The sequence below is a fragment of the Mycobacterium europaeum genome, from assembly GCF_002102155.1.
In the GTDB taxonomy this organism is placed as follows: Bacteria; Actinomycetota; Actinomycetes; order Mycobacteriales; family Mycobacteriaceae; genus Mycobacterium; species Mycobacterium europaeum.
The window spans coordinates 88,000-114,175 of sequence record NZ_LQOU01000002.1; the positions used below are offsets into that span (position 1 = coordinate 88,000).

At 68.4% G+C, this 26,176-nt stretch carries 21 protein-coding genes, 1 tRNA gene and 1 pseudogene; 13 read left to right on the plus strand and 10 right to left on the minus strand.

The window, feature by feature from the left end; genetic code table 11:
* Positions 1-40: 40 nt before the first annotated feature.
* The 8 genes from trpC (at position 41) to AWC03_RS00505 (ending at position 8,750) form a co-directional block, all read left to right on the plus strand.
* Positions 41-859: an indole-3-glycerol phosphate synthase TrpC gene (trpC, locus tag AWC03_RS00470; protein WP_085238565.1), complete on the plus strand. Its 819-nt coding sequence runs from the start codon at positions 41-43 to the stop codon at positions 857-859.
* Between the two features lie 17 nt (positions 860-876).
* Positions 877-2,139 (plus strand): tryptophan synthase subunit beta, encoded by a 1,263-nt coding sequence (trpB, locus tag AWC03_RS00475; RefSeq protein WP_085238566.1) that lies wholly within the window; start codon positions 877-879, stop codon positions 2,137-2,139.
* Positions 2,136-2,951: a tryptophan synthase subunit alpha gene (trpA, locus tag AWC03_RS00480; RefSeq protein WP_085238567.1), complete on the plus strand. Its 816-nt coding sequence runs from the start codon at positions 2,136-2,138 to the stop codon at positions 2,949-2,951. The genes trpB and trpA overlap by 4 nt, the downstream gene beginning before the upstream one ends.
* Entirely contained in the window at positions 2,948-4,348 is a 1,401-nt protein-coding gene (locus tag AWC03_RS00485) for a prolipoprotein diacylglyceryl transferase (protein WP_085238568.1), read from the plus strand. The genes trpA and AWC03_RS00485 overlap by 4 nt, the downstream gene beginning before the upstream one ends.
* 48 nt (positions 4,349-4,396) lie before the next feature.
* Complete coding sequence (locus AWC03_RS00490; RefSeq protein WP_085238569.1) at positions 4,397-4,834, plus strand: DUF2752 domain-containing protein; 438 nt, start codon at positions 4,397-4,399, stop codon at positions 4,832-4,834.
* 66 nt (positions 4,835-4,900) lie between these two features.
* Positions 4,901-6,319: a pyruvate kinase gene (pyk, locus tag AWC03_RS00495; RefSeq protein ID WP_085238570.1), complete on the plus strand. Its 1,419-nt coding sequence runs from the start codon at positions 4,901-4,903 to the stop codon at positions 6,317-6,319.
* 23 nt (positions 6,320-6,342) lie between these two features.
* On the plus strand, positions 6,343-7,218 hold the full coding sequence (locus AWC03_RS00500) for an acyl-CoA thioesterase II (protein WP_085238571.1): 876 nt from the start codon (positions 6,343-6,345) through the stop codon (positions 7,216-7,218).
* A 134-nt stretch (positions 7,219-7,352) separates the two neighbouring features.
* Entirely contained in the window at positions 7,353-8,750 is a 1,398-nt protein-coding gene (locus AWC03_RS00505) for a bifunctional lysylphosphatidylglycerol flippase/synthetase MprF (RefSeq protein WP_085238684.1), read from the plus strand.
* Here AWC03_RS00505 and cydC read toward each other — a convergent pair.
* The 6 genes and pseudogenes from cydC to AWC03_RS00535 all read right to left on the minus strand — a co-directional run bounded on the left by cydC (position 8,663) and on the right by AWC03_RS00535 (position 16,662).
* Positions 8,663-10,398, minus strand: a pseudogene (gene cydC / locus AWC03_RS00510) (thiol reductant ABC exporter subunit CydC). The gene AWC03_RS00505 and the pseudogene cydC sit on opposite strands and share 88 nt — an antisense overlap.
* Positions 10,385-11,998 (minus strand): thiol reductant ABC exporter subunit CydD, encoded by a 1,614-nt coding sequence (cydD, locus tag AWC03_RS00515; RefSeq protein ID WP_085238573.1) that lies wholly within the window; start codon positions 11,996-11,998, stop codon positions 10,385-10,387. The pseudogene cydC and the gene cydD overlap by 14 nt, the downstream one beginning before the upstream one ends.
* 80 nt (positions 11,999-12,078) lie before the next feature.
* Positions 12,079-13,119: a cytochrome d ubiquinol oxidase subunit II gene (cydB, locus tag AWC03_RS00520; protein ID WP_085238574.1), complete on the minus strand. Its 1,041-nt coding sequence runs from the start codon at positions 13,117-13,119 to the stop codon at positions 12,079-12,081.
* A gap of 29 nt (positions 13,120-13,148) precedes the next feature.
* Positions 13,149-14,621 (minus strand): cytochrome ubiquinol oxidase subunit I, encoded by a 1,473-nt coding sequence (locus AWC03_RS00525; protein WP_085238575.1) that lies wholly within the window; start codon positions 14,619-14,621, stop codon positions 13,149-13,151.
* An 85-nt stretch (positions 14,622-14,706) separates the two neighbouring features.
* The gene (locus AWC03_RS00530) at positions 14,707-15,303 is read right to left on the minus strand and encodes an HdeD family acid-resistance protein (protein WP_090421733.1); all 597 of its coding nucleotides are present in this window, start codon (positions 15,301-15,303) and stop codon (positions 14,707-14,709) included.
* Between the two features lie 30 nt (positions 15,304-15,333).
* Complete coding sequence (locus AWC03_RS00535; RefSeq protein WP_085238686.1) at positions 15,334-16,662, minus strand: adenylate/guanylate cyclase domain-containing protein; 1,329 nt, start codon at positions 16,660-16,662, stop codon at positions 15,334-15,336.
* A 199-nt stretch (positions 16,663-16,861) separates the two neighbouring features.
* Between AWC03_RS00535 and AWC03_RS00540 the strand changes: the two genes are divergently transcribed.
* Positions 16,862-17,056 carry a hypothetical protein gene (locus AWC03_RS00540; protein ID WP_141659234.1) on the plus strand — a complete coding sequence of 65 codons (195 nt, stop codon included), beginning with the start codon at positions 16,862-16,864 and terminating at the stop codon, positions 17,054-17,056.
* Between the two features lie 339 nt (positions 17,057-17,395).
* Here the strand turns inward: AWC03_RS00540 and AWC03_RS00545 are convergent.
* A tRNA-Leu gene (locus AWC03_RS00545) sits at positions 17,396-17,472 on the minus strand.
* Positions 17,473-17,598: 126 nt separating this feature from the next.
* Here AWC03_RS00545 and AWC03_RS00550 point away from each other — a divergent pair.
* Complete coding sequence (locus AWC03_RS00550) at positions 17,599-18,213, plus strand: ANTAR domain-containing response regulator (RefSeq protein ID WP_167542712.1); 615 nt, start codon at positions 17,599-17,601, stop codon at positions 18,211-18,213.
* A 211-nt stretch (positions 18,214-18,424) separates the two neighbouring features.
* Here the strand turns inward: AWC03_RS00550 and AWC03_RS00555 are convergent, their stop codons facing one another.
* Both AWC03_RS00555 and AWC03_RS00560 read right to left on the minus strand, forming a co-directional pair.
* Positions 18,425-19,627 (minus strand): lipid-transfer protein, encoded by a 1,203-nt coding sequence (locus AWC03_RS00555; protein ID WP_085238687.1) that lies wholly within the window; start codon positions 19,625-19,627, stop codon positions 18,425-18,427.
* Positions 19,624-20,067, minus strand: a complete 444-nt coding sequence (locus AWC03_RS00560) for a Zn-ribbon domain-containing OB-fold protein (RefSeq protein WP_085238578.1) — start codon at positions 20,065-20,067, stop codon at positions 19,624-19,626. Before AWC03_RS00560 ends, AWC03_RS00555 begins: the two co-directional genes overlap by 4 nt.
* A gap of 134 nt (positions 20,068-20,201) precedes the next feature.
* On the opposite strand from AWC03_RS00560, the gene polA reads away from it, so the two are divergent.
* The 3 genes from polA to coaE all read left to right on the plus strand — a co-directional run bounded on the left by polA (position 20,202) and on the right by coaE (position 25,723).
* Complete coding sequence (gene polA, locus AWC03_RS00565; protein WP_169716500.1) at positions 20,202-22,862, plus strand: DNA polymerase I; 2,661 nt, start codon at positions 20,202-20,204, stop codon at positions 22,860-22,862.
* Positions 22,863-23,050: 188 nt separating this feature from the next.
* Positions 23,051-24,493, plus strand: coding sequence for a 30S ribosomal protein S1 (gene rpsA, locus AWC03_RS00570; RefSeq protein WP_085238580.1), 1,443 nt, complete (start codon positions 23,051-23,053; stop codon positions 24,491-24,493).
* A 12-nt stretch (positions 24,494-24,505) separates the two neighbouring features.
* The gene (gene coaE, locus AWC03_RS00575; protein WP_085238581.1) at positions 24,506-25,723 is read left to right on the plus strand and encodes a dephospho-CoA kinase; all 1,218 of its coding nucleotides are present in this window, start codon (positions 24,506-24,508) and stop codon (positions 25,721-25,723) included.
* Here coaE and AWC03_RS00580 read toward each other — a convergent pair.
* Positions 25,720-26,136: a hypothetical protein gene (locus AWC03_RS00580; protein WP_085238582.1), complete on the minus strand. Its 417-nt coding sequence runs from the start codon at positions 26,134-26,136 to the stop codon at positions 25,720-25,722. The two genes, coaE and AWC03_RS00580, sit on opposite strands and share 4 nt — an antisense overlap.
* Positions 26,137-26,176 lie beyond the last annotated feature (40 nt).

The window sequence follows — 26,176 nt, forward strand, 5'->3', positions numbered from 1 at the left end:
GGGGTGACGATGGTTGACAGCGCGAAGGGAAGCAACAGGCATGAGTCCGGCTACCGTGCTTGACTCCATCCTCGAGGGAGTCCGGGCCGACGTCGCCGCGCGCGAAGCCCTCATCAGCTTGTCCGAGATCAAGGCCGCCGCTGCGGCCGCGCCTCCACCGCTTGACGTGATGGCCGCGCTGCGCGAGCCCGGCATCGGGGTCATCGCCGAAGTCAAGCGCGCCAGTCCCTCGGCGGGTTCCCTGGCCACCATTGCCGATCCGGCGAAACTGGCCCGCGCGTACGAGGGTGGCGGAGCCCGGATCATCAGCGTGCTGACCGAGGAGCGACGGTTCCGCGGGTCGCTCGACGACCTCGACGCGGTCCGGGCCGCCGTCTCGATACCGGTGTTGCGCAAAGACTTTGTGGTGCAGCCCTATCAGATCCACGAAGCGCGCGCGCACGGCGCCGACATGTTGTTGCTCATCGTTGCCGCGCTGGACCAGTCCGCGCTGGTGTCGATGCTCGACCGCACCGAATCGCTGGGCATGACGGCCCTTGTCGAGGTGCACACCGAGGAGGAGGCCGACCGCGCGCTGCAGGCGGGCGCCAACGTAATCGGCGTCAACGCACGCGATCTCGCGACGCTGGAAGTCGACCGCGATTGCTTTGCGCGCATCGCCCCCGGCCTGCCCAGCAAGGTGATCAGGATCGCCGAGTCCGGTGTCCGCGGCACCGGGGACCTGTTGGCGTATGCCGGCGCCGGCGCGGACGCCGTTCTGGTGGGCGAGGGTCTGGTCAAAAGCGGTGACCCGCGCGCGGCGGTCGCCGACCTGGTCACCGCGGGCACCCACCCGTCCTGTCCGAAGCCGTCTCGCTAGTCGTCAAGTCGCTGGTGATGGTCAACGTGTCCCGCCCGGACCTTCCCCGTCCGAGTGCAGCCGTCGCGGAACCCACCAGCCACGAACCCGATGCGGGAGGCCATTTCGGGGTTTACGGCGGCCGCTACGTCGCGGAGGCGTTGATGGCGGTGATCGAAGAGGTCACCGCCGCCTACGAGAAGGAACGCATCAACCCCGATTTCCTGGACACCCTGGACGATCTGCAGGCCAACTACGCCGGCCGCCCGTCCCCGCTGTACGAGGCCACCCGGCTGTCCGAGCACGCCGGCGCGGCGCGCATCTTCCTCAAGCGAGAAGACCTGAACCACACCGGTTCTCACAAGATCAACAACGTGCTCGGTCAGGCGTTGTTGGCCAAGCGGATGGGCAAGACCCGGGTCATCGCCGAGACGGGCGCCGGCCAGCACGGCGTCGCCACCGCCACCGCATGCGCCTTGCTCGGCCTCGAATGTGTCGTCTACATGGGCGCGGTGGACACCGCGCGCCAGGCGCTCAACGTGGCGCGGATGCGCCTGCTGGGCGCCGAGGTCGTCTCCGTGGAAAGCGGCTCGAAAACGCTCAAAGACGCCATCAACGAGGCGTTTCGTGACTGGGTGACCAACGCCGACCGCACCTATTACTGCTTCGGCACCGCCGCGGGGCCGCATCCGTTTCCGGCGATGGTGCGCGATTTTCAGCGCATCATCGGGCTCGAGGCGCGCGTACAGATCCAGGCCCAGGCGGGCCGGTTGCCCGACGCGGTCGTGGCCTGTGTCGGCGGCGGATCCAACGCCATCGGCATCTTCCACCCGTTCATCGACGACGCGGGGGTGCGCCTGGTCGGCTTCGAGGCGGCCGGAGACGGTGTCGAAACCGGAAGGCACGCCGCGACATTCGCGGGCGGTTCGCCCGGCGCCTTCCAGGGGTCGTTCTCTTACCTGCTGCAGGACGAGGACGGCCAGACCATCGAATCGCATTCCATCTCAGCGGGTTTGGATTACCCGGGGGTGGGGCCCGAGCACGCGTACCTCAAGGAGACCGGGCGCGCCGAATACCGGCCGATCACCGACGCCGAGGCGATGGACGCGTTCGCGCTGCTGTGCCGCACCGAGGGGATCATCCCGGCGATCGAATCGGCGCACGCGGTCGCCGGCGCGGTCAAGCTCGGTCTCGAGCTGGGGCCGGGGGCCATCATCGTGGTGAACCTGTCGGGTCGCGGCGACAAGGACGTCGAGACGGCCGCGAAATGGTTCGGCCTGATGGGGCCCAGCGAACGATGAGCGTGGAACAGCGGCAAGCCAGCAGGCTCGGGCCGGTCTTCGACGCGTGCCGCGAGGAGGATCGCGCCGCGCTGATCGGTTACCTGCCCACCGGTTACCCCGACGTGCGGGCCTCGGTGGACGGAATGCTGGCCCTGGTCGAATCGGGTTGCGACATCATCGAAGTCGGTGTGCCCTACTCCGATCCCGGTATGGACGGGCCGACCATCGCACGCGCCACCGAGCTCGCGCTGCACGGGGGAGTGCGGGTCCGCGACACGCTGGCCGCCGTCGAGGCGATCAGTGCGGCCGGCGGCCGCGCGGTGGTGATGACGTATTGGAATCCGGTATTGCGGTACGGGGTGGACGCCTTCGCGCGTGATCTCGCGGCCGCCGGAGGCCACGGCCTGATCACACCGGACCTCATCCCCGACGAAGCCGGGCCGTGGCTGGCGGCAGCTGAGGAGCATCGGTTGGATCGCATTTTTCTGGTGGCGCCGTCCTCGACGCCGCAACGGTTGGCGATGACCGTCGAGGTATCGCGGGGATTCGTCTACGCTGCTTCCACGATGGGGGTGACGGGTGCGCGGGACGCGGTGTCGCAGGCCGCGCCCGAACTGGTGCGACGGGTAAAGGCCGTGTCGGACATCCCGGTCGGGGTCGGCCTGGGCGTGCGGTCGCGGGAGCAGGCGGCGCAGATCGCCAGCTACGCCGACGGTGTGATCGTCGGGTCCGCCCTGGTGTCGGCGCTGGGCGACGGCGGGTTGCCCGCGCTGCGCGCGCTCACCGGGGAACTGGCCGCCGGCGTTCGGCAGAGGGCGTCCGGCCGATGAGGACGTTGCCGACGTATTTCCCGAGCCCGCCCCAGGGTGTCTGGCACCTCGGGCCGCTGCCGATTCGCGCCTACGCGTTGTTCATCATCACCGGCATCGTCGCTGCCCTGCTGATCGGCGACCGGCGCTGGGAGGCGCGCGGCGGCCAGCGCGGGGTCATCTACGACATCGCCCTGTGGGTCGTGCCGTTCGGATTGGTGGGCGGTCGGCTCTATCACCTGGCCACCGACTGGCGGACCTATTGGGGTCCGGGCGGTGCCGGTTTGGGTGCGGCGGTGCGGATTTGGGACGGCGGCCTGGGCATCTGGGGCGCGGTGGCCCTCGGTGCCGTCGGCGGGTGGATCGGTTGCCGGCGTCACGGCATTCCGCTGCCCGCCTTCGCCGACGCGGTCGCCCCGGGCATCATCCTGGCGCAGGCCATCGGCCGGCTGGGGAACTATTTCAACCAGGAGCTCTACGGCCGGGAAACCACGCTGCCGTGGGGTTTGGAGATCTTCTACCGCCGAGACCCCTCGGGATACATCGATCCCCACTCTCTGGACGGTGTCTCCACGGGCCAGGTCGCACTCGTCGTGCAGCCGACGTTCCTCTACGAATTGATCTGGAACGTCCTGGTTTTCGCCTTCCTGATCTACGCCGACCGGCGGTTCGTGTTGGGGCACGGACGGCTGTTCGCGCTGTATGTGGCCAGCTATTGCATCGGGCGCTTCGGTGTCGAACTGCTGCGCGACGACACCGCCACTCACATCGCGGGCATCCGGATCAATTCGTTCACATCGACTTTCGTGTTCATCGGCGCCGTGGTGTACATCATGGCGGCGCCGAAGGGACGCGAGGCGCCCGAGAGCCTGCGGGGCACCGATCACGTCGCCGGGGAAGCCCCGGCAGTAAAGCCGGCGGACGGGTCGCCGCCCGTCGTCTCGGCCGCGGCGACGACTGCGGCGGTCGCGGCGGGTGCCGGCGGAGACGGCGCTGAGCCCGCCGAGTCGGCGGAAACGGGCGAGGCCGGTGACGCCGGCGAGCCGGAGACGGTCGAAGCGGAGGCGGCGGAAGAGCCCGCGGCCGAAGTCGAGGAAACCGAAGGCGAAGAGTCCCGGGCCGAAGTCGAGGAGGCCGAAGCCGAAGAGCCCCAGGGCGAAGCCGCGGAGCCCGCAGAGGCGGAGCCCGAAGCGGCCGACGAGGTGGAACCCGCAGAGGCGGAGCACGAAGATCCCGAAGAGCCGAAAGCCGAGGCGGATGATCACCCCGAGCCCGAGCCCGAGCCCGAGCCCGAGCCCGAGCCCGAGCCCGAGCCCGAGCCAAAAGCTGAGCCCGAGCCCGAGCCGGCCGAAAGCGATTCGGCCGCCGAGCCGGAGAAGCCAAGCCGCGGCCGGTGGAGGCTGCGGAGGAACCGTTAGCGGGCACGACTGCCGGCCGCACGCCGCGCGGTCTGGCATGCTGAACACGTGACGCAAACCGAATCCGCCGGACACGCGGTGGAACAGTGTCACGGACGGCGTCAGCACCGGTACGTCGCGGCCGGAACCGCCCTGGCGCTGGGGGGCGCGCTGGGCTACGTCGGGCTGGTCGACCCGCACAACCCGCATTCGGTGTATCCGCAGTGCCCCTTCAAATGGCTCACCGGCTGGAACTGCCCGTTCTGCGGTGGCCTGCGGATGACGCACGACCTGCTGCACGGCCACCTGGCCGCCGCCGTCAACGACAATCTTTTCCTGCTGATCGGCATCCCCCTGCTGGCCGGATGGCTGCTGATCCGCCGCGGCCGGGGCAAGCCGGCGCCGTCGACGCCGGCCTGGCTGGCGATGACGCTGGCCGTCATCGCGTGGACGGTCGTGCGTAACCTGCCCGGCTTCCCGCTGTTTCCGGCGATTCAGAGTGGGTAACGGGCCCATCGCGCGAACACCGTTCGGTCGGACCGGGCTGCTCGCACGCGACTATGCTGTGTCGGCGTGAGTAGACGCGGGAAGATCGTCTGCACCCTTGGCCCTGCGACGAATTCGGATGAGATGATTCTGGCGCTGGTCGAGGCCGGAATGGACGTCGCCCGGTTGAACTTCAGTCACGGCGACTACTCCGACCACAAGGCCGCCTACGAGCGCGTGCGGGCCGCTTCGGACACCACCGGCCGCGCCGTCGGTGTGCTCGCCGACCTGCAGGGGCCGAAGATCCGGCTGGGGCGTTTCGCGACCGGGTCCACGTACTGGGCCGACGGCGAAACCGTGTGCATCACCGTCGCGGACTGCGAAGGCACCCACGACCGCGTGTCGACCACCTACAAGAATCTGGCCGCCGACGCGACGGTCGGGGACCGGGTGCTGGTCGACGACGGCAAGGTCGGCCTGGTCGTCGAGCGCATCGACGGCGGCGACGTCATCTGCACCGTCGAAGAGGGCGGCCCCGTCAGCAACAACAAGGGCATCTCGCTGCCCGGCATGAACGTGTCCGCACCGGCCTTGTCGGAGAAGGACATCGATGACCTCACGTTCGCGCTGGACCTCGGTGTGGACCTGGTGGCGCTGTCGTTCGTGCGCTCGCCGTCCGACGTCGAGTTGGTGCACGAGGTGATGGACCGGATCGGGCGGCGGGTGCCGGTGATCGCCAAGCTGGAAAAGCCGGAGGCCGTCGACAATTTGGAAGCGATCGTGCTGGCCTTCGACGCCATCATGGTGGCCCGCGGCGACCTCGGTGTCGAGCTGCCGCTCGAGGAGGTGCCGCTGGTGCAGAAGCGGGCCATCCAGATGGCCCGGGAGAACGCCAAACCCGTGATCGTGGCGACCCAGATGCTCGACTCCATGATCGAGAACTCGCGGCCCACGCGAGCCGAGGCCTCCGACGTCGCCAACGCGGTGCTCGACGGGGCCGACGCGGTGATGTTGTCCGGCGAAACGTCGGTGGGGAAGTATCCGCTGGCCGCCGTCCGGACCATGTCCCGAATCATCTGCGCCGTCGAGGACAATTCCACCGCCGCCCCCCCGCTGACGCACGTGCCGCGCACCAAGCGCGGGGTGATCTCGTACGCCGCCCGCGACATCGGCGAGCGGCTGGACGCCAAGGCGCTGGTCGCCTTCACCCAGTCCGGTGACACCGTCAAGCGGCTGGCGCGCCTGCATACCCCGCTGCCGCTGCTGGCCTTCACCGCATGGCCGGAGGTGCGCAGCCAGCTCGCCATGACCTGGGGCACCGAGACGTTCATTGTGCCGATGATGACGTCCACCGACGGCATGATCCGCCAGGTCGACCAGTCGCTGCTCGAGCTCGGCCGCTACAAGCGCGGTGACCTGGTGGTCATCGTCGCCGGCGCGCCACCTGGCACAGTGGGTTCGACCAACCTGATCCACGTGCACCGGATCGGGGAGGACGACGTTTAGCGCCCACACCCAAGGAGCCCGCGATCAGCACGAATTCTGATTTCGAGGAACTGCTGGCGACGCTCGACCTCAACCGCGTCACCGATGAGCTCTTCGTCGGGTCTCATCCCAGCAAGAACCCGATGCGGACCTTCGGTGGCCAGCTCATGGCCCAGTCCTTCGTCGCGAGCAGCCGCACGCTGGTCCGCGATGACCTGCCGCCCAGCGCGCTGTCGGTGCACTTCGTCAACGGGGGCGACACCGCCAAGGACATCGAGTTCCACGTCATCAAGCTGCGCGACGAGCGGCGCTTCGCCAATCGGCGCGTCGACGCCGTGCAGGACGGCGTCCTGTTGTCCTCGGCGATGGTCTCCTACATGGCCGGCGGCCGCGGCCTCGAACACGCCGTCGACCCGCCGCGGGTGGGCGAGCCGGAGACGCAGCCGCCGATCGGCGAGCTGCTCCGCGGCTACGAGGAGACCGTCCCGCACTTCGTCAACGCCCTGCAGCCGATCGAATGGCGCTACACCAACGATCCGGCCTGGGTGATGCGCGAGAAGGGCGATCGGCTGCCGCACAATCGGGTGTGGATGAAGGCCGGCGGCGCCATGCCGGACGACCCGGTCCTGCACGCCGCGACCATGGTGTACTCCTCGGACACCACCGTGCTGGACTCGGTGATCACCACCCACGGCCTGTCGTGGGGGTTCGACCGCATCTTCGCCGCCTCCGCCAACCATTCCATCTGGTTTCACCGGCAGGTCAACTTCGACGACTGGGTGCTGTATTCGACGTCGTCACCCGTGGCCGCGGATTCGCGCGGGCTGGGCACCGGTCACTTCTTCGATCGCTCAGGGCGGGTGCTCGCCACGGTGGTCCAGGAAGGGGTCCTGAAATACTTTCCGCCCGCCCGCCGATAGACAGGTCGGATACCCGCAGCACATCGCGCTGAGTCCGGCCCGGCAGGGGCGGGGCCCGCGCGTAAATTTTCAGCAGCCGGGTATTCGGTGCGGAGGCGGCAATGCGCCGCCAGCCAGCGCATCGGGAGGTGGTTGTGAGCGGGCCCTTGGTCGACGTTTCAGCTAAGCCCCGCGCGCGCGAACGTGTCGTGGTCTCCGTCGATTCGCGGGCGGCCCGGCTCATCGGTGCGCTGGCCCTGCTCAGCGCCGCCTGCTGGCTGGGCGAGATCCTGGTCCGCCACCACCACCAGCCGTCGTGGCACTACGCCGATCGATTGGCGTGGTCGCTGACGGTGCTGGTCGCGGTGACGTGGATCGCGCGCGGCATCTTCCTGGGCCGTCCCGTGACGGCGACGCACGCCGTCGCCGCCGGCTTCTTCGTGCTGGCGGGGCTGGGCCTGCACGTGCTGGCCTTCGACCTGCTCGGCGACGTGGTGATCGCCGGCTCCGGCATGGTGCTGATGTGGCCGACGTCGTCGCGGCCGAATCCGGAGGATCTGCCCCGGGCCTGGAAGCTGATCCAGGCCACCAGGGACGATCCGCTGGCGCCGTTCGCGATGCAGACCGGCAAGAGCTACCACTTCACCGCGGACGACAGCGCCGCGCTGGCCTACCGGACGCGTATGGGCATCGCCGTGGTCGGCGGTGACCCGATCGGCGACGAGACCCGATTCCCCGAGCTGATCGCCGACTTCGCCGCCATGTGCCACACCCACGGCTGGCGGATCGCGGTGGTGGGGTGCGGCGAACGGCGGCTCGACCTGTGGAACGACCCCGCGGTGATCGGGCAGTCGCTGCGCGCCGTCCCGATCGGGCGCGACGTGGTGATCGACGTCACCGGTTTCGACATGGTGGGCCGCAAGTTCCGCAACCTGCGCCAGGCGGTCAAGCGCTCGCACAACTGCGGCATCACCACCGAGATCGTCGGGGAGCAGGAACTCAATCGCGAGCAGCTGGCCGAGCTGACCGAGGTGGTGCGGGCGTCGAGCAAGGCGGCCCACACCGAGCGCGGATTCCACATGAACCTCGACGGGGTGCTGGAGGGCCGATTCCCCGGCATCCAGCTGATCGTCGCCAGGGACGTCTCGGGCAAGGTGCAGGGATTCCACCGCTACGCGACGGCCGGCGGCGGCAGCGACATCACCCTCGACGTGCCGTGGCGCCGGCGCGGGGCGCCCAACGGCATCGACGAGCGGCTCAGCGTCGACATGATCATGGCGGGCAAAGACAATGGCGCCCAACGCCTTTCCCTCGCCTTCGCGGCCTTCCCGGAAATCTTCGACGAGAAGAATCGCGGCCGCACCCAGCGCCTGTTCTACCGGTTAATCCATGTCCTCGACCCGTTGATCGCGCTCGAATCGCTGTACCGGTACGTGCGCAAGTTCCATGCGCTGCACGCCCGGCGCTACGCGCTGGTTTCGATGACGCAGATCCCCACGTTGCTGATCGTGCTGCTGTCGCTGGAATTCATGCCCCGCCGGCGACATCTCTGAGCGCGTCGACGCGCAGTTCGGGGCAGTCCATGTCGCCGGGCAGATGGTGGGTGGCCACCACCACGGTCCGGTCGGCGGCCATCAGCGCCGAACCGGGCCCCAGCAGGTCGCGCAGAATCGATTCGGTGTCGGTCGCGTCCAGGTGTTCGGTGGGCTCGTCGAGCAACACGATCCGGGCGGGTGCGAGCACCGCCCGCGCCAGCAGCAGCCTCCTGCGCTGACCGCCCGAAAGCGCCTGCGCGCCACCGGTCAACACCGTCGACAGGCCCTCGGGCAAACCGGCGAGCCAGGCGCCGAGCCCGACCGCCTTCAGCGCGCCCTCCAGTTCGGCGTCCCCGCAGTCGCCGCGGGCGACCAGCAGGTTGTCCCGGACGGTGGTGGCGAAGACGTGCGCGTCCTCGGCGAAAAAGCCGACCGCGCCGCGTAAGTCCGCTTCCCGGAAGTCGGTCAGGTCGGTGCCGCCGAGGGTCACCCGTCCCTCCAGCGGGGGCAGCAGCCCGGCCAGGGTCATCAACAGCGTGGTCTTGCCGGACCCGCTGGACCCGGTCACGGCCAGCCGGGCACCCGGCGGCAGGTCGAGCGTGATGCGGTTGGAGCGCGCGGTCCCGGCGTGCCCGGCCCGGATGTCGGCGGACAGCACGCCGGTGGGATTCGGTGTCGGCGCGGCCACGGCCGATTCCGGCCGGTGCGGGCGGTCGTTCGCCGTCAGGTCGAGCAACCGGCGCGCGGCGATCCGCGACCGCGTCAACTGGATGGCGGCGGCCGGTAGCGGGGTCATGGCCTCGAATGCGGACAGCGGCAACAACATCAGGATGGCCAGCGTGGTGGGCGCGACCGTGGGGGCCAACCCGATGCCGGCGACCACCGCGCCGAGCACGCTGGCCCCGATGGCCGCGGTGGGCGCGGCCTCGGCGAGGGCGGCGGGCCGGGCGGCGGCGTCCAGGGCGGCGCCCCACGCGCGTTGGCGGCGCTGCGATTCGACGATGACCCGCGGCAGCAGGCCGGCGACGCGGAGCTCGGGCGCGTGTTCCAGCGCGATCATCGCCGAGGTGTCGCGCTGGGAATGATGCTGGCGCGCAAGGCTTTCCTGGCTCGCGGCGGCCTTGCCCGCGAGGCGTGGTGCGACGAGGCCCGCGACCAGCAGGCAGATCGCCAGCACCGCCGCGGCGGGCAGCGAGATGGCCGCGATCACCGCGGTCGCCGCGATGGCCAGCACCGCCGCGACACCCATCGGGACCACGGCACGCACCAGCACGTTGGCCAGTTCTTCGACGTCGGAACCCACACGGGTGACCAGCTCGCCGCTGTGCAGACGAACGGCCGCCGCCGCGGGCCCCTCGGCCAGCCGTTGGTAGATCCCCGCCCGGGCGGTGCCGGCCGCGCGCAGCGCGGTGTCGTGGGTGACCAGCCTCTCGCAGTAGTGCAACACCCCCCGCGAGATTGCGAACGCGCGCACCGCGACGGCCGCGACCGACAGGTCCAGCACCGGCGGCATCTGCCAGGCCCGGGTGATGAGCCACGCCGACACACCGGCCAGCGCCAGCGCGCTGCCCAGTGACAGCACGCCCAGCGCGATGGCCGCCGCGATGCGGGGGAGTCGCGGCCGCAGCAGGGGCGCGGCCGCCAGCAGCGGATCAGACCGGGGCATAGCGCGCCCCACTGTCGGCGACCACTTCGACCACCCGGTCACCGATGGCCAGAACGGATTCGCGGTGCCCGACGACCACGACGGTCGCACCCGCCCGGGCGCGTTCCACGATCGCCCGCAGCACGCGTTGCTCGGCCCGGGTGTCCAGGTGGGCGGTGGGCTCGTCGAGCAACAGCACGGCCGCCGTCGATCCGAGTGCGCGGGCCAGGCCGAGCCGTTGCCGCTGTCCCAGTGACAGGCCGACGCCGCCGCGGCCGAGCACGGTGTCCAGCCCGTCTGGCAGATCCCCCAGCACCGTATCGAAACCGGATGCCACGCAGGCTGTTTCGAGGTCATCGAGCTCGCCGAACAGCACCAGGTTGTCCCGGACTGTGCCCGGAACGAGCGCCGGGCGCTGCGGTAGCCACGACAGCTGCCGCCACCACGCACCGGGCTCCAGGTCGGCGACGTCGACTCCGCCCACGGTCACCCGGCCGCACGACGGCGCGGTGACCCCGATGATCGCCTGCAGGGTCGTGCTCTTGCCCGCGCCGTTGCGTCCGGTCAGCACCGTCACGGCGCCCGGTGCGATGACCGCGGTGAGGTCGCGGGGTGCGTGGCCGTCGCGGCCGGCGACGCTGAGTCCGTCGAGGCGGATCTCCGCGCCCCGGGCGGCGACCGTCTGGTCCTGGGGCTTCGGGGGCGCCGGATCGCCGATGAGGGCGAAGGCCTTGTCGGCGGCGGTCCGTCCGTCCTGCGCGGCATGGAATTCCACGCCGATCCGGCGCAGCGGCCAGTAGACGTCGGGCGCCAGCAACAGCACCGTGAGGCCCGTCGCCAGCGTCATCTCGCCGAACACCAGGCGGAATCCGATCCCCACTGCGATCAGCGCCACGCCCAGCGTCGCGAGCAATTCCAGCACCAGCGCGGACAGGAAGGCGATCCGAAGCGTCGCCATCGCCGAGCGGCGGTGCGCGGCGGCCAGTTCGGCGATCCGGCGTTCCGGGCCCCGGACGCGCCCCAGCGCCCGCAGCGTGGGGATGCCGGCGATGAGGTCGAGCAGTCGCCCCTGCAGCGTCGTCATGGCGGCCAGGGCGGCCGCGGACCGGTCGGCGGTCGCCAGGCCGATGAGCACCATGAAGATCGGTACGAGCGGCAGGGTGATGGCCACGATCACCGTCGACCTCAGGTCGTAGAACGCGATGACGGCGACGGTCGCCGGAGTCAGGATTCCGGCGAGCAGCAACGTGGGAAGGTAGCCGGTGAAATAGGGCCGCAGGCCGTCCAGACCCCGGGTGACCACCACCGCGGCCTCGTCGCGTTGGGCGGCGAGGTCAGCCGGCTGGCGGGCCGTCACCGCGGTCAGCACCTGACCGGACAAATCGGCGATGACCGCGTTCGCGCCCCGCTGGCCCAGCCGGGCCTGAAGCCCATGCGCGAGCGTGCGAACGGCCCACAGCGCCAACAGGATCGACAGCGGCCCCAGCCAGGCCCGCAGGCTGTGCGACGAGTGATCGCGCACGGCGCGGGCGACGACGCCCGCCAGCACGATCGCCGAGCCGATCGCGCAGGCGGAGATCACCACTCCGCAGCAGACCGTCGCCCCCAGGTAGCGGCGCAACGCGCTCGATGCCCGCCACAGTCGCGGGTCCAGGGGGCCCCGCGACCCTGATCGTGATGCGGGCGGCGAGTCCGTTGCGCTCAGGACACACGCCTCGCCAGGCCGATGGACGGCGGTATCCGATCCGCCGAGATCCGTTGCCGGAACACCCAGTACGTCCACGCCTGGTACACGACCGTCAGCGGAGCCATGAACGCGGTCACCCACGTCATGACCTTGAGGGTGTACGGCGTCGACGAGGCGTTGTGGATCGTGAGGCTCCACTGCGGGTTCAGCGTCGAGGGCACCAGGTTCGGGTACAGCGCGCCGAACAGCAAGACCACCACCGACCCGACGACGATCGCCGTGCACGCGAACGCCCAGCCGTCGGACACTCGCCGCCACACCAGCAGCACGGCCGCCAGCTGCGCCACCACGGCGAGCCCGAGCACCAGCCAGGTCCAGTCCTTGCCGTGCGCCAGTTGCGTCCAGATGCCGAAGGCCGCAACCAGTCCGGTCACCGGAAGCGACAGCCACACCGCCAGTCGGTGCGCGTCGTCGCGGATGGCGCCGGACGTCTTCAGAGAGATGAAGACCGCGCCGTAGAACAGGAAAAGCCCGGCGGTGGCCAAGCCGCCCAGCAGTGTGTAGGCGTTGAGCACGTCGGTGATAGACAGGTGGACCTGACCGGCCCCGTCCACCGGCAGCCCGCGTACCAGGATGGCGAACGCCACGCCCCACAACACCGCGGGCAGCCAGGAACCGGCGGCGAGGCCGAAATCGGCCCAGCCCCGCCACTTCGTGTCATCGACCTTGCCGCGCCACTCGATGGCCACGGAGCGCAGGATCATCCCCAACAGGATGGCCAGCAGCGGCAGGTACAGCGTGGAGAACACGGTGGCATACCAGCCGGGGAAGGCGGCGAACATGGCCGCGCCGCCCACGATCAGCCACACCTCGTTGCCGTCCCAGACGGGGCCGATGGTGTTCAGCGCCGTCCGCCGGATCGGTTCGGGCTCACCGATGCCGACGCGTGCAAGGGGTTCCATCAACATGCCGACGCCGAAGTCGAAGCCTTCCAGGACGAAGAAACCGACGAACAGCAATCCGATAATGCCGAACCACAACTGCTGCAGTCCCATCGGTCAGCTCCTTTTTCGTGAGTCGGGGCCTAGTAGGCGAACGAAAGCGGCGCCACTTCTTCCTCGCCGGGGGCCGGCGGCGGCGCCGGTTCGGCGTCGTGTTCCCGCGGCCCTTCGACGATGTACCGCTTGAGCAGCCAGAACCAGATGACCGCCAGCACCGCATACACGAGCGTGAACGTCACCAGGGAGGTGATGACCATGCCCGGCACGTGCTGCGAGACGGCCTCGTGCACGGTGAACCGAACCTGTTGGTCGCCGGTGGGATTCGGCGCGACGATCCAGGGTTGGCGCCCCATTTCGGTGAACACCCAACCGGAGATGTTCCCGAGGAACGGCGTGGGAATCGTCAGCAGCGCCAGCCAGGAGAACCATCGCTGGTCGGGCACCCGCCCGCCACGGGTGAGCCACAGCGCCGCGAGCGCGAACAAGACCGGAATGGCCAGGAACCCGATCATCGCGCGGAACGACCAGTAGGTGACGAACAGGTTGGGCCGGTAGTCGTTCGGTCCGAAGCGCTGTTCGTAGTCGTGCTGGATGTCGCGCACGCCCTGCAACGTGACGTCGCTGATGCGGCCCTCGGCGAGGAACGGAAGCACGTAGGGCACCTGAATGACACCTTTGACACCGTCACAGTTGTTGTGCCGGCCTACCGTCAGGATGGAGAAGTCCGGGTCGGTTTGGGTGTCGCACAGCGTCTCCGCCGACGCCATCTTCATCGGCTGCTGAACGAACATCAGCTTGCCCTGGCGGTCGCCGGTGAAGAACAGGCCTACGGCCGCGAGCAGCACCACCCAGCAGCCCAGGATGGCGGCCGGGCGAAACATGGTGCGGGCGTCCGATTCTGCGGCGGGGGTGGCCGTCTCCGCTCGGCGGGAGCGGACCAAAAACCACGCGCTGACGGCCGCGACGAACGTCCCGGCGGTCAGCAACGCGCCGCCGACCGTGTGGGTAAACGCCCACCGCGCAGTGTTATTGCCGAGCAGCGCGGTGATGCTGTCCAGCTCGGCGCGATGCGTCACCGGGTTGTAGTGCGCGCCGACCGGATGCTGCATGAACGAGTTCGCCACGATGATGAAGAACGCGGACATGTTGACACCGATCGCGACGATCCAGATGCAGGCCAGGTGGAGCAGCCTCGGCAGCCGATCCCAGCCGAATATCCACAACCCGATGAACGTGGACTCGAAGAAGAAGGCGAACAAGCCCTCCATGGCCAGCGGCGCGCCGAAGATATCGCCGACGAACCGCGAGTACTCACTCCAGTTCATGCCGAACTGGAATTCCTGGACGATCCCCGTCGCCACGCCGATGGCGAAGTTGATCAAGAACAACTTGCCGAAGAACTTGGTGAGGCGATACCACGCGGTGTTGCCGGTGGCCACCCACACCGTCTGCATGACGGCGAGCAGGGGTGCCAGACCGATCGTGAGCGGCACGAAGATGAAGTGGTAGACGGTGGTGATACCGAACTGCCACCGTGAAAGGTCGACGACATTCATCTGTCACTCCCAGAACTACGTAGCCGCATGGGCGGCTACTACGCAGTGTAGTAGAAGGGTCAGGGGGGTGGGACCGTGGGCGGCGTCAGCCGGTCAGGGTCTTGGAGGCCTTCCGGATGCTGAAGGACGACACGATTTCGAAGATGCCGAGAACCACGAACCAGACTCCGACCACGAGCGCCAGCGTCACAATGGATTCCAGCGGCGACGCGAGGACGACGATGCCCGCGAGCAGGCTGATCACTCCGATGAAGATCGCCCATCCCCGACCCGGCAAAAGCGGATCCTGAATGGCCGAAATCGTCGTGCCCACCCCGCGAAAGATGAATCCGATCCCAATCCAGATGGCCAGCAACAGGATTGCGTAACCCTGGCCGAAATGGCGAAACGCCAACAACGCCAGGATGAGTGACGCGGCGCCGCTGATGAACAACAGGATCCGGCTTCCCGCCGAGACATGCAGGCTGAACGCGAAGAACACCTGCGCGGCGCCGGTGATCAACAGGTAAACGCCGAAGGCGACAGCGGCGACCACAATGGATATTCCGGGCCACGCCAGCACGAGCACGCCGAGGGCCAGCGACAGAATTCCCGATAACAGGGTCGATTTCCACAGATGCGGCAACAGACTTGGAGCGGGGAGAGATCCAGGTGTGGTTTGCATGGCCGCAGTCTGACACAAACACCGGCCTTGGTATAGGGCACTTCGGGCCTATACGTGGGCCGTATGTGGATGCTCGGCCAGCAGATCGGTCGCCTCGTCGGACGCCTTGCGACCGATCAGGTACCAGGTGCGCATGAGCCCTTTGCCTTTGACGTCGATGTGGCCGCGCTCCTGCAGCACGAATTCATCTTTGAGTCGCTCGTACATGGCCTCGGGCACCTGAATTCGGCCCACCGAGTCGGTGGATTCCATCCGGGACGCGACGTTGACCGCGTCACCCCACACGTCGTAGAAGAAGCGCCGCGAACCCACGACACCGGCGACCACCGGCCCGCACGCCATGCCGACTCGCAGCGGAACGGCGTTGCCGTGCGGATCCTTCAGCCCGGCCGCAACATTGGCCATCTCGAGCGCGAAGTCCGCCAGCGCCTGGGCATGATCCGGTCGAGCCCGCGGGACCCCGCTCACCACCATGTAAGAGTCGCCACTGACTTTGATCTTCTCGAGGCCGTGTTTGTCCACGAGGGCGTCGAAGGCGCTGTAGAGCCGGTCCAGGAAGCGCACCAGGTCGGCGGGCGCCGTGCTGCTGGCCCGCTCGGTGAACCCGACGATGTCGGCGAACAGCACGGAGGCGATGTCGAACTTGTCGGCGATGATGCCGCGGTCCGGCTCCTTGAGCCGCTCGGCGATGCTGGCCGGCAACATGTTTGCCACCAGCGCCTCCGAGCGCTCGTACTGGGCTTCCATCACGGCCTCGGCGCGCGCGGTGTCGCGAAGGGCGAACGACACCGTGACAACCACCATCACGACGCTGGAGATCGTGGTGACGACGAAACCCGTCGACTGGACCCAGGCCGGCTGCAGCCCGGTGTCGCGGGGAACCAGGAACTCGACGGAGACGATCAGGGCGGCGGCGACCGCGGCCATCGTCGACGCCAAGAGGATGTGTTCGATCCCCAGCAACAGCACGACGATGCAGGCGCCCACCAGAAAGAACAACTGAGCCCCCGACTCGGTGCCGACGGCCACGCAGCTGGCGAAGACCGACACGTAGGCCGTGCCCAGAAAGGTGAGCGGCGCAACCAGCTCACCGAAGCGCTGCAGCCACGGGACCACCGCAAAGACCATGGCGCCCAGGATGTTGATCGAGCTCACCTGCCACATCCACGGTCCACTGAGGATCTGCACCACCACGAAGCTCACGCTCACCGTCACGGCGAGCCACGAGGTGATGGTGAGGATCCTGGCGCGGCGCGCGGCGCTGGCGGCGTAGTGCTGATTGCGGTCACGCGTTTGCGCCCGCACCGCGGCTACGCAGTCCGGGCTTCTCGACGAGCCGTCTGACACAGGTGGGGGCCCGCACTTCTTAGCCGCCACGTTGAAAGCGTAACCGCTGAGCAGCACAGTCGCCGGTTGTCTCCATGAAATGCCGCGTTTTCGCCCCCGTAAGTTCCGAGTCTGATAACTGTTCTTGTTATCGGGTTGTAATCGGGTTTGCGGAACGTTCGGTTTGGTTATTCGACATCTGTTTGACAGGGCTGTTGGACACGTGTTTGCCTCGAACAAGGGGTGCCGGATGGCGGGTCTGAAGAGATTTGTTCTTGCGTTGATCCTCTCTGCCTCCGCTGTGCTCATGGCGGGCTGCGGCGTCGGCTGTGGCGAGCCGAATTGGCTCCTCCGGGTCGCCGGCGACTCCATCGGCAACGATGCCACGGGGCTGAATGTCTCTGCATCAGACCAGGTTTGCGTCACCCGATCGTTCAACGACTGAATCGGCGGCGCCCGTGGGCCGGTGCGCCCTTTCGCTCAACACGGCAGCTGTGAGTCCATTGTCGGGACCTCGCGGCAGCGTGGCGGTGGCCATTGCCAGTTCGTTCCGCCACGCGCGGTCGCGGGCGCCGAGAAACAAATATGAATTCATGAGGTATTCGTGGCGGTTCGTTGAATGCGATGCCGCTTCTGAATAGTGCAAAGTTTAATGAACCGCGCGAGTTCATACTTTTGGCACGCATTTCGCCGCAAGAACAAACTTTGCGATTTCCGCCGGCTCACCCCGGGTGCGTCGGCGGCCCGCACGGCCGCCCGGATGCCGGGACGCGCAAGCCGCCCATGGTGCCCTCGGTGGGATTCGAACCCACACTGGACGGGTTTTGAGTCCGTTTCCTCTGCCAGTTGGGATACGAGGGCTTGATTCTGCTCGAGTCCGGCCTCCTACCTTAGAGGCAGCCTCCCACCATAGAGGATTTGGCGCGGCCGCCCGTCTGACCGCCCCCGAGGTCGCTGGTCTGACGCGTTCACGACACAATGTCCGTCATGACAGGCCCCACGACCGACACCGACGCCGCTGTGCCGCGCCGGGTCCTGATCGCGGAAGACGAAGCGCTGATCCGGATGGACCTCGCCGAGATGCTGCGAGAGGAGGGTTACGAGATCGTCGGGGAGGCCGGCGACGGGCAGGAAGCCGTCGAGTTGGCCGAACGGCACCAGCCCGACCTGGTGATCATGGACGTCAAGATGCCGCGTCGCGACGGCATCGACGCGGCGTCGGAGATCGCCAGCAAGCGCATCGCGCCGATCGTGGTGCTGACCGCGTTCAGCCAGCGCGACCTGGTCGAGCGCGCGCGTGACGCGGGGGCGATGGCCTATCTGGTGAAGCCCTTCACGATCAGCGACCTGATCCCGGCAATCGAGTTGGCGGTGAGCCGGTTCAGCGAGATCACCGAGCTGGAGCGCGAGGTGGCGACGCTGTCCGACCGGCTGGAGACCCGCAAGCTCGTCGAACGCGCCAAGGGCCTGCTGCAGACCAAGCAGGGCATGACCGAGCCCGAGGCGTTCAAGTGGATTCAGCGCGCCGCCATGGACCGGCGGACCACCATGAAGCGGGTCGCCGAAGTCGTCCTGGAGACCCTGGACACTCCGGACGAGTAGCGCTCGGCCGTCGTGGGTGAGCTGGCGGCATTGAGTGTGCATTGACGGCTTTGCGTGTCCGTCCAGGGCGATAAGACCGCGAAAATCTCGCCCTGAGCGCACACCGAACGCGGTCAACGCACACTCGATGTGGTGAGCTGCGTCGGCTGCGCTCAGATTGGGCGCGATTCGACGCGCCGGCTTGCAGTCTGGGCGACTCGACGCGTCGGCCTCAGCGCGCGACGATCACCGACGAGCCGTGCCCGAAGAGGCCCTGGTTGGCCGTGACGCCGACCGTGGCGTTCTCCACCTGACGGCCGGTGGCCTGACCGCGCAGCTGCCAGGTCAGCTCGCAGACCTGGGCGATGGCCTGGGCGGGGATGGCCTCGCCGAAGCAGGCCAGCCCGCCGGACGGGTTGACCGGTACCCTGCCGCCGATGGTGGTCGCGCCGCTGCGCAGCAGCGCCTCGGCCTCACCCTTCGGGCACAGCCCGAGGTGTTCGTACCAGTCGAGCTCCAGCGCGGTGGACAGGTCGTAGACCTCGGCCAGGCCGACGTCCTCCGGGCCGATGCCCGCCTCGGCGTACGCCGCATCCAGGATCTGGTCCTTGAACACCCGCTCCGGCGCCGGCACGGCGGCCGTGGAATCCGTTGCGATGTCCGGCAATTCGGGCAGGTGCTGCGGGTAGCGCGGGGTGACGGTGCTGACCGCGCGCACCGACGGGACGCCGTCGAGCGAGCCGACGTGCTTGCGGGCGAACTCGGCGCTGGCGACGATCAGGGCCGCCGCGCCGTCGGAGGTGGCGCAGATGTCGAGCTGTCGCAACGGGTCGGCCACCACGGGGCTGGCGAACACGTCGTCGGCCGAGGCCTCCTTGCGGTAGCGCGCGTTCGGGTTCTGCAGGCCGTGCCGGGAGTTCTTCACCTTCACCTGGGCGAAGTCCTCGGATGTCGCGCCGTACAGGTCCATCCGGCGGCGCGCCAGCAGCGCGAAGTACACCGGGTTCATCGCACCGATCAGGTGGAAGCGCTGCCAGTCCGGATCGTTCTTGCGTTCCCCGCCGACCGGGGCGAACGCGCCCTTGGGGGTGGTGTCGGCTCCGATCACCAGCGCGACGTCGCAGAAGCCGGCCAGGATCTGCGCCCGCGCGCTCTGCAGCGCCTGGGAGCCGCTGGCGCACGCGGCGTAGCTCGAGCTGACCGGCACGCCGTTCCAGCCGAGTTTCTGGGCGAACGTCGACCCGGCGATGAAGCCCGGGTAGCCGTTGCGGATGGTGTCCGCGCCGGCGACCAGCTGGATTTGTGTCCAGTCCAGGCCGGCCTCGGCCAGCGCGGCGCGCGCCGCGACCACCCCGTATTCGGTGAAGTCGCGCCCCCACTTGCCCCACGGGTGCATGCCGGCGCCGAGGATGTACAGCGGTTCGGGAGTACTCATTTCGCGATCCTCCACGCGTGCACGATGCGCTGCACGCCGTCGTCGTCGGTGAAGAGCGGCATGGTGGTCAGCTCCATCTCCATGCCGACCTTGAGGTCGGCGGCCAGCGTGCCCTCCACCACCTTGCCCAGCACGATGAGCCCTTCCTCGGCCAGCTCGACGGCGGCGATGGCGAACGGCTCGAACGGATCCGGGGCGGGGTAGGGCGGGGGCGGCGGATACCGGTTTTCGGTGTAGCTCCACAGCGTTCCCCGAGTCGACAACGCGACCGGCTCCAGCGTGTCGCTGGTGCAGCCCGGGTTGGGACAGTTGTTCTCGCGCGGCGGGAAGACATAAGTGCCGCACTCGGGGCACTTGCTGCCGATCAGATGCGGGCTGCCGGCGTCATCGGTGGCGAACCATCCGTCGATCGCGGGTTCTTGGCTGGTGACCTCTGGCACTCGGCCAGACTACCCAGGGCCAACATAAAACTGAAACGTGTTGCAGTTCTGCGGCAGCGCCGGGATCGTCGGTACCGGTGCCTAGAGTGATAGCCGTGCCCGCCGTGACCGAGGAGCAGACCAAGCCGACGCTGATGCTGCTGGATGGCAATTCGCTGGCGTTCCGCGCGTTCTACGCGCTGCCCGCCGAGAACTTCAAGACCCGCGGCGGCCTGACCACCAACGCGGTGTACGGCTTCACCGCGATGCTGATCAACCTGCTGCGCGACGAGGCGCCGACGCACGTGGCCGCCGCGTTCGACGTGTCGCGGCAGACCTTCCGCTCCGAGCGGTACCCGGAGTACAAGGCGAACCGGTCGTCGACGCCCGACGAGTTTCACGGCCAGATCGACATCACCAAGGAAGTGCTGAACGCGCTGGGCATCACGGTGCTCGCCGAGCCGGGCTTCGAAGCCGACGACCTGATCGCGACACTGGCCACCCAGGCCGAGAAGGACGGCTTCCGCGTCCTGGTGGTCACCGGGGACCGGGACTCCCTGCAGCTGGTCAGCGACGACGTGACGGTCCTGTATCCGCGCAAGGGCGTCAGCGAGCTCACCCGGTTCACGCCCGAGGCCGTCGTCGAGAAGTACGGCCTGACGCCGACGCAGTACCCCGACTTCGCGGCCCTGCGCGGCGATCCCAGCGACAACCTGCCCGGCATTCCCGGCGTCGGGGAGAAGACGGCGTCGAAATGGATCGCCGAATACGGCTCGCTGCAAGGCCTGGTGGACAACGTCGACGGGGTGCGCGGAAAGGTCGGCGACGCGTTGCGGGCCAACCTGGCCGGCGTGATCCGCAACCGGGAGCTCACCGACCTGGTCAAGGACGTGCCGCTGGCGCAGACCCCGGACACGCTGCGCATGCAGCCGTGGGATCGCGACCACATCCACCGGCTCTTCGACGACCTCGAGTTCCGGGTGTTGCGCGACCGGTTGTTCGACACCCTGGCCGCCGTGGAACCCGAGGTCGACGAGGGTTTCAACGTGCGCGGCGGCGCGCTGCAGCCCGGCGAGCTGGCCGCCTGGCTGGCCGAGCACAGCGCGGGCAAGCGCTTCGGCCTGGCTGTCGTCGGTACCCATCTGGCCTACGACGCCGACGCCACTGCGCTGGCCATCGTGTCCGCCGACGGCGAGGGCCGCTACATCGACACCGCGGCGCTGGGACCCGACGACGAGGCGGCGCTGGCGTCCTGGCTCGCCGACCCCGGTACGCCCAAGGCGCTGCACGAAGCCAAGCTGGCGATGCACGACCTCGCCGGGCGGGGCTGGACGCTGGCCGGCGTCACCTCCGACACCGCGCTGGCCGCCTACCTGGTGCGCCCCGGGCAGCGCAGCTTCTCCCTCGAGGACCTCTCGCTGCGCTATCTACGGCGCGAATTGCGCGCGGAAACCTCTGAACAGCAACAGCTTTCGCTTCTCGACGACTCCGACGGCACGGACGACCAAGCGGTGCAGACGCTGATCCTGCGGGCCGTGGCGGTGCTCGACCTCGCCGACGCCCTCGACGAGGAGCTGGCCCGCATCGACTCCACCTCGCTGCTGGGCGGCATGGAGCTGCCGGTGCAGCGGGTGCTGGCCGGGATGGAACACACCGGTATCGCAGTCGACCTGGACCTGCTCGGCGAGCTGCAGAGCGAGTTCGCCCACCAGATCCGCGACGCGGCCGAGGCGGCCTACGCGGTGATCGGCAAGCAGATCAACCTGGGCTCGCCGAAGCAATTGCAGACGGTGCTGTTCGACGAGCTGGAGATGCCGAAGACCAAGCGCACCAAGACCGGCTACACCACCGACGCGGACGCCCTGCAGTCGCTGTTCGACAAGACCGGCCACCCGTTCCTGCAGCACCTGCTCACCCACCGCGACGTCACCCGGCTCAAGGTCACCGTGGACGGGCTGCTGGGCTCGGTGGCCTCCGACGGGCGCATCCACACCACGTTCAACCAGACCATCGCGGCGACGGGGCGGCTGTCCTCGACCGAACCGAACCTGCAGAACATCCCGATCCGCACCGAGGCCGGCCGGCGGATCCGCGACGCGTTCGTGGTCGGCGACGGCTACAGCGAGCTGATGACGGCCGACTACAGCCAGATCGAGATGCGGATCATGGCGCACCTGTCCCGGGATGAGGGCCTCATCGAGGCCTTCAACACGGGGGAGGACCTGCACTCGTTCGTCGCATCCCGGGCGTTCGGCGTGCCCATCGAGGAGGTCACCGCCGACCTGCGCCGCCGGGTCAAGGCGATGTCGTACGGGCTGGCCTACGGGTTGAGCGCCTACGGCCTGTCGCAGCAGCTGAAGATCTCCACCGAAGAGGCGAAAGAACAGATGGAGGCCTACTTCGCCCGCTTCGGCGGCGTGCGCGACTACCTGATGAACGTCGTGGACCAGGCGCGCAAGGACGGCTACACCTCGACGGTGCTGGGCCGCCGCCGCTACCTTCCCGAGCTGGACAGCAGCAACCGCCAGGTGCGGGAGGCCGCCGAGCGGGCGGCGCTCAACGCCCCCATCCAGGGCAGCGCCGCCGACATCATCAAGGTCGCGATGATCGAGGTGGACAAGGCGATCCAGGAAGCCGGGCTCAAATCCCGCATGCTGCTCCAGGTGCACGACGAACTCCTGTTCGAAGTCGCGTTCGGCGAGCGGGAGCGGCTCGAGGCGTTGGCCCGCGAGAAGATGGGCGGCGCCTATCCGCTGGACGTCCCGCTGGAGGTATCGGTGGGTTACGGGCGCTCGTGGGACGCCGCCGCGCACTAGCGCGGCAATTCGGGTCGAAAGAATTGGCGCGAAATTCGTGCTGCCGTCACTTTCGTCGCGCTCAAACGCCAGGGTGGCGCAGGTGGCGCGCCGCCCGGGTTTGGCCAGCGTGTACGCAGTCGAGTAACCTCAATGGGTAAATCCCAATTTTGTCCCTACGACCCAACCTGTCCGGAGCAACCCACCACATGCCGAGTCCCACCGTCACCTCGCCCCAAGTAGCCGTCAACGACATCGGCTCCAGCGAGGATTTTCTTGCCGCAATAGACAAAACGATCAAGTACTTCAACGATGGCGACATCGTCGAGGGGACGATCGTCAAAGTGGACCGGGACGAGGTGCTCCTCGACATCGGCTACAAGACCGAGGGCGTCATCCCCGCCCGCGAACTCTCCATCAAGCACGACGTCGACCCCAGCGAGGTCGTTTCCGTCGGTGATGAGGTCGAGGCGCTTGTTCTCACCAAGGAGGACAAAGAGGGCCGCCTGATCCTGTCCAAGAAGCGCGCGCAGTACGAGCGCGCCTGGGGCACCATCGAGGCGCTCAAGGAGAAGGACGAGGCCGTCAAGGGCACCGTCATCGAGGTCGTCAAGGGCGGCCTGATCCTCGACATCGGCTTGCGGGGCTTCCTGCCCGCGTCGCTGGTCGAGATGCGCCGGGTCCGCGACCTGCAGCCGTACATCGGCAAGGAGATCGAAGCCAAGATCATCGAGCTGGACAAGAACCGCAACAACGTGGTGCTGTCGCGCCGGGCGTGGCTGGAGCAGACCCAGTCCGAGGTGCGCAGCGAGTTCCTCAACCAGCTGCAGAAGGGCGCCATCCGCAAGGGTGTCGTCTCCTCCATCGTCAACTTCGGCGCGTTCGTCGACCTGGGCGGTGTGGACGGCCTGGTGCACGTCTCCGAGCTGTCCTGGAAGCACATCGACCACCCGTCCGAGGTCGTCCAGGTCGGTGACGAGGTCACCGTCGAGGTGCTCGACGTCGACATGGACCGCGAGCGGGTTTCGTTGTCGCTGAAGGCGACCCAGGAAGACCCGTGGCGGCACTTCGCCCGCACGCACGCCATCGGCCAGATCGTGCCCGGCAAGGTCACCAAGCTGGTGCCGTTCGGTGCGTTCGTCCGCGTCGAGGAGGGCATCGAGGGTCTGGTGCACATCTCCGAGCTGGCCGAGCGCCACGTGGAGGTGCCCGACCAGGTGGTCGCCGTCGGCGACGACGCCATGGTCAAGGTCATCGACATCGACCTGGAGCGGCGCCGGATCTCGTTGTCGCTCAAGCAGGCCAACGAGGACTACACCGAGGAGTTCGACCCGGCGAAGTACGGCATGGCCGACAGCTACGACGAGCAGGGCAACTACATCTTCCCCGAGGGCTTCGACGCCGAGACCAACGAATGGCTCGAGGGGTTCGAGAAGCAACGTGCCGAGTGGGAGGCCCGCTACGCCGAGGCCGAGCGCCGGCACAAGATGCACACCGCCCAGATGGAGAAGTTCGCCGCGGCCGAGGCGGCCGGGCACGCCGAGCAGTCGTCGGGCAACGGCGGCGCGCGCGAGGAGAAGGCGGCCGGCGGGTCGCTGGCCAGCGACGCCCAATTGGCCGCGCTGCGGGAGAAGCTCGCCGGCAACGCCTAACAGCGTCCGGGCATGCTGCGTATCGGGTTGACCGGTGGCATCGGCGCCGGCAAGTCGGCGCTGTCGGCCACCTTCGCCAAGTGCGGTGCGGTCATCGTCGACGGTGACGTCATCGCGCGCGAGGTGGTCCAGCCGGGTACCGAGGGGCTGGCGGCGCTGGTCGACGCGTTCGGTGACGACATCCTGCTTTCCGACGGATCGCTGGATCGTCCCGCATTGGCCGCCAAGGCCTTTGCCGACGACGAGGCGCGGCAACGGCTGAACGGCATCGTGCACCCGCTGGTCGGCAAGCGCCGCGCCGAGATCATCGCCTCGGTGCCCGAGGATTCGGTTGTCGTCGAGGACATCCCACTGCTGGTCGAGTCGGGGATGGCGCCGCTGTTCCCGCTCGTCGTCGTGGTGCATGCCGACGTCGAGGTGCGGGTGCGACGGCTGGTCGACCAGCGCGGCATGCCCGAAGAGGATGCCCGCGCCCGCATCGCCGCGCAGGCCAGCGACGAGCAGCGCCGCGCGGTCGCCGACGTTTGGGTGGACAACTCCGGCAGCCCGGAGGACTTGGTGCAGCGCGCGCATGACCTCTGGGACAACCGGATACGGCCCTTCGCGGACAACCTGAGTCTGCGTCGGGTCGCCCGGGCGGCGACGCGGTTGGTGCCGCCCGATCCGGACTGGCCGGATCAGGCGCGGCGGATCGCGAACCGGTTGCGGACCGCCTGTGGGCACCGGGCGATTCGGGTGGACCACATCGGTTCGACCGCCGTGCCGGATTTTCCCGCCAAGGACGTCATCGACATGCAGATCACCGTCGAATCCCTGGCGGTCGCCGACGAACTCGCCGAGCCCCTGCTGGCCGCCGGTTACCCACGCATCGACAGCATCACCTCCGACGTGGCCAAGCCCGATGCCCGCAGCCTCGTCGAGCGCTACGACCACAGTGACGATACGGGGTTGTGGGACAAGCGGATTCACGCCTCGGCCGACCCGGGGCGCCCCACCAACGTGCACATCCGGGTGGACGGCTGGCCCAATCAGCAGTTCGCCCTGTTGTTCCCGGCCTGGCTGTCGGCCGACGCGAAGGCGCGCAACGACTACCTGTCCGTCAAGCGGTCGGCCGAGACCGAGGCCGGCGCCGGCGACACGGCGGCTTATGTGGCGGTCAAGGAGCCGTGGTATCTCGACGCCTACCGGCGCGCGTGGGCGTGGGCGGACTCCACGGGCTGGCGGCCTTAGCCCGGCAGCGGAGCGCCGCAAGCCAGCGCACCGTTGTTGGGATCGGCGTTTCCGGGTGCCGGCCTGACCATCTGGTCGGTCTGGGTGAAAACGTTGTCGTCGACGTCGATCTCGCAGTGCACGTTGGCCGAGTAAGGGAAGTGCAGCACGATCCGCATCCCGGCCTGCTGTGGGTCGGGCAGCACGGTGTCGGCCTCGAATACGTTGCCGGGCATGGACGGCAGGTTGGTGGTGTTGGTCTGGCCGCCGTTGATGATGAACGTGGCCTGACTGCCGGTGGTCAGCGCATCGATGCGGGCACGGTAGGTGATGTTGTGCAGGTCCGCCCGCGCGGTCGCCGGACTCAACTGGGAGCCGACGGCGACGATCGTCGCCACGGTGATCGGCAGCAACCTGCGGCCGGTGCAGCTCATGGTTGCTGACATTACGCCCGCCGGGTGCCCAGGACCAGGT